Source organism: Actinomadura sp. KC216 (assembly GCF_004348535.1).
In the GTDB taxonomy this organism is placed as follows: domain Bacteria; phylum Actinomycetota; class Actinomycetes; order Streptosporangiales; family Streptosporangiaceae; genus Spirillospora.
The window spans coordinates 1-940 of record NZ_SMJX01000651.1; the positions used below are offsets into that span (position 1 = coordinate 1).

The window sequence follows — 940 nt, forward strand, 5'->3', positions numbered from 1 at the left end:
TCGGTAAGGTTTGTGGTGGCATGAACTGATGCGAGGTGCCCCCATGCGGGGGAGAATCGGGAAGCCGGTGGAATTCCGGCACGGGCCCGCCGCGGTAACCGGGTAGTCGCCGTCCACGCGCGTTTCGCGCAGTCACTGGCCCCCAGGCTGGGAAGGCGGACGGTCAGGCGTCGATCCGGGAGTCCGAAGACCGGCCTCGCTCCAACGGTCACCTCCGGTGACCCGATGCAGCGGAGCCTGCCCATGAACATCTACGATGCCATTCACCGCCGCCGCGATGTGCGCGCCGAATTCACCGGTGCGCCGATCCCGGATGAGGTACTCGACCGGGTGCTGGCGGCCGCGCATGCCGCGCCCAGTGTCGGGCTGTCCCAGCCCTGGGACTTCATCCTGGTCGCCGACCCGGCCGTCAGGCGCACATTCCATGAACACGTCCACGCCGAACGCGCCGTCTTCGCCGCCGCCCTCACCGGCGCCGCGGCAGATCGATTCGCCCGGATAAAGATTGACGGAATCCTGGAATGCAGCCTCTCGATCGTGGTCACCTACGATCCCCAGCGCGGTGGCGATGCCGTCCTCGGCCGACACGCGATCGCCGATACCGGGCTTTACTCGGTCTGCCTGGCCATCCAGAATCTGTGGCTGGCCGCCACCGCGGAAAGCCTGGGAGTCGGCTGGGTCTCGTTTTATCGAGAACCGTGGCTGCGCCGCCTTCTGCACATTCCGGCATCGATCCGCCCGGTCGCCTGGCTGTGCCTGGGCCCGGTCACCCATCTCGAAGAAATTCCTGACCTCGAACGCCACGGCTGGCGTCGCCGCCGCACTTTGGACGCGGCCATCCATCACGACCGCTGGTAAGCCCGGCCAGGCGCCTCACGGCGGACGTCGGTCTCACAATGCGGTTCTCGGCATGGCCGAGACGTCTACCGACGATTACCGG

General features: G+C 67.1%; 1 protein-coding gene and 1 riboswitch. The gene reads left to right on the top strand.

Annotation, left to right across the window (positions count from 1 at the left end):
* The first annotated feature begins 16 nt into the window (after positions 1-16).
* Positions 17-214, top strand: a riboswitch (cobalamin riboswitch).
* A gap of 29 nt (positions 215-243) precedes the next feature.
* Positions 244-858, top strand: a complete 615-nt coding sequence (gene bluB, locus E1264_RS42800) for a 5,6-dimethylbenzimidazole synthase (protein ID WP_132183318.1) — start codon at positions 244-246, stop codon at positions 856-858.
* The last annotated feature ends 82 nt before the right edge of the window (positions 859-940 follow it).

What these genes read in the sequence shown, in the direction of transcription:
- bluB (WP_132183318.1), top strand. Translation starts at nt 244, where the DNA reads ATGAACATCTACGATGCCATTCACCGCCGCCGCGATGTGCGCGCCGAA.